The sequence below is a fragment of the Streptomyces sp. GC420 genome (genome assembly GCF_009916105.1).
Classification (GTDB): domain Bacteria; phylum Actinomycetota; class Actinomycetes; order Streptomycetales; family Streptomycetaceae; genus Streptomyces.
This window is the reverse complement of record NZ_JAAAXQ010000681.1, coordinates 1-2,156: the sequence shown is the minus strand read 5'-3', so window position 1 is coordinate 2,156 and position 2,156 is coordinate 1. Positions and strand designations below refer to the sequence as shown.

The following is a 2,156-nucleotide window of genomic DNA, read 5'->3' as shown; positions in this document are numbered from 1 at the left end:
GATGGTCGACAGGGGGCGGCGGGGGCGTGCGGCTGCTGGTTCAGAGGCTGCTGAGGGCTCCGGTGCGGCGCACCGCCAGCAGGTAGAGCACGATGATCACCACGGGCACGGTGCCGAGCGCGGCGGCCAGCGGCAGGTCCAGGGTGATGTTGGAGTAGATGACGTTGCCGATGAGCTGGGTCTTGCCGCCGACGATCTGCACCGCGATGTAGTCGCCGAGGCTGAGCGAGAAGGTGAAGACGGAGCCGGCCGCGACGGACGGCAGGACGAGCGGCACGACTACGGAGCGGAAGGTTCGGCCGGTGCGAGCGCCGAGGTCGGCGGAGGCGTCGAGCAGGTTGGCGGGGAGCTGTTCGAGTCCCGCGTGGATCGGCAGGATCATGTACGGCAGCCACAGGTACGTCAGGACGAGTACGGTCGCCGTCAGTCCGTAGCCGGGGCTCTCCAGGCCCACCGGTCCCAGCGCCCAGTCGAGGAGGCCGCCCTCGGCGAGGATGAGCCGCCAGGCGTAGGCCTTGACCAGGTAGCTGGCCCACAGCGGGGTGAGGATCGCGACCACCAGCAGGGGCCGCCGCCCGGGCTTGGCGATCCTGGCGGTGTAGAAGGCCACGGGGAAGGCGATCAGGACGCACAGCGCGGTGACCGCGAGGGCGACACCGACGCTGCGCAGGGCGACCTGCCGGTAGACCTCGGAGGTGAAGAGCACCCGGAAGTTGTCGGTGTTCCAGATCTTCACCACGTCGGAGGTGAAGCTGTCCGTGGTCCAGAAGGCGGACATGAACAGGACGGAGAGTGAGCCGAGGTAGGCCAGGACGAGCCAGGCCAGAGGTGCGGACAGCAGCAGGGACAGTCGCAGCCGGGGCCGGCGGTGCAGGGTCCCGGCGAGCCGCCGGACGAATCCGGCGGCCGGCACGGTGTGGGTCATCGGTGGGTGGTCCTCAGCCCTTGATCTCGGTCCAGGCCTGGACCCACTTGGCGTAGGGGACGCAACTGGCGTCGGTACGTCCGTCCACGCACTGCGCGATGGGGGTGGTCCAGAAGTGGACGTTCTTCCAGTAGGCCTCGTCGGCCGCGTGGTAGGTGGTGCAGTGGTTCTTGTCCGCGGTCAGCTCGCACGCCTCGGAGTTGGCCGGTGCCTCGCCGAAGTACTCGGCGACCTGGGCGTTGGCCTGCGGGGAGATGATCCAGTCCATCCACTTGTACGCGCAGTTGGGGTTCTTCGCCTTGGCCGAGAGCATCCAGGTGTCGGACCAGCCGGTGGCGCCCTCCTTGGGGAGGACGGCCTCGACGGGGACCTTCTCGGCCTGCGCGGTGTTCACGATCACCTGCCAGGTGGTGCCGACGACCGAGTCCCCGCTCTTGAAGGCCGAGATCTCCTTGAGGTAGTCGCTCCAGTACTCGCCGATGTTCGCGTTCTGCTTCTTCAGCAGGTCCACGGCGGCGTCGAACTGCTTCTGGTCGAGGGCGTAGGGGTTCTTGATGCCGAGGGAGGGCTCGGTCTTCATCAGGTAGAGGGCGGCGTCCGCGATGTAGATGGGAGAGTCGTACGCGGTGACCTTGCCCTTGTACTTCGAGGCGTCGTCGAAGACGGCCGACCAGGAGTCGGGGGCCGGGGAGACCTTCTCGGTGTTGTACATCAGGAGGTTCGCGCCGCGGCCGTGCGGGACTCCGTAGGAGACACCGTTCACGGTGTTCCACTGCTGGTTCTTCAGCCCGGAGAAGACGTCCTTGTAGTTGGGCACCAGGTCGGTGTTGACGGGCGCCGCGTCTCCGGCGGCTATCAGCCGCAGGGCGGCGTCGCCCGAGGCGGAGACGGCGTCGTACTGCCCGGTCTTCATCAGGCTGACCATCTCGTCGGAAGTCCCGGCGGTCTTGGTGCTGACCTGGCAGCCGGTCTCCTTCTCGAAGGCGCTGACCCAGTCGACGTCGGGGTCGTTGGAGCCGTCCTCGACGTATCCGGCCCAGGCGATCAGGTTCACCTTGCCCTCGGTCTTGCCGAGGGCCTTCTGCGCGGAGAGCTTCGGCGGGTTGAGGCCGCTGCCGCCCGGTGAGGTGTCCGCGGTGTCGGAGGAACCGCAGGCGGTGGCGAGGAGCAGGGCGCCGGCGGCGACTGCCGCTCGGGTGGATCGGTTCGGACGCACGGGGATCTCCAGGGA

Annotated in this window: 2 protein-coding genes; both read right to left on the bottom strand. The window is 68.1% G+C overall.

Features of this window, described 5'->3' with window-relative positions; genetic code table 11:
* Positions 1–40: 40 nt before the first annotated feature.
* Positions 41–925 carry an ABC transporter permease gene (locus GUY61_RS37745; RefSeq protein ID WP_166634799.1) on the bottom strand — a complete coding sequence of 295 codons (885 nt, stop codon included), beginning with the start codon at positions 923–925 and terminating at the stop codon, positions 41–43.
* A gap of 13 nt (positions 926–938) precedes the next feature.
* Positions 939–2,141, bottom strand: a complete 1,203-nt coding sequence (locus GUY61_RS37740) for an ABC transporter substrate-binding protein (RefSeq protein ID WP_166634798.1) — start codon at positions 2,139–2,141, stop codon at positions 939–941.
* Between the last annotated feature and the right edge of the window lie 15 nt (positions 2,142–2,156).

Bases quoted from the DNA above. Each gene is read 5' to 3' on its own strand.
- GUY61_RS37745 (WP_166634799.1), bottom strand. From the start codon at position 925: ATGACCCACACCGTGCCGGCCGCCGGATTCGTCCGGCGGCTCGCCGGG.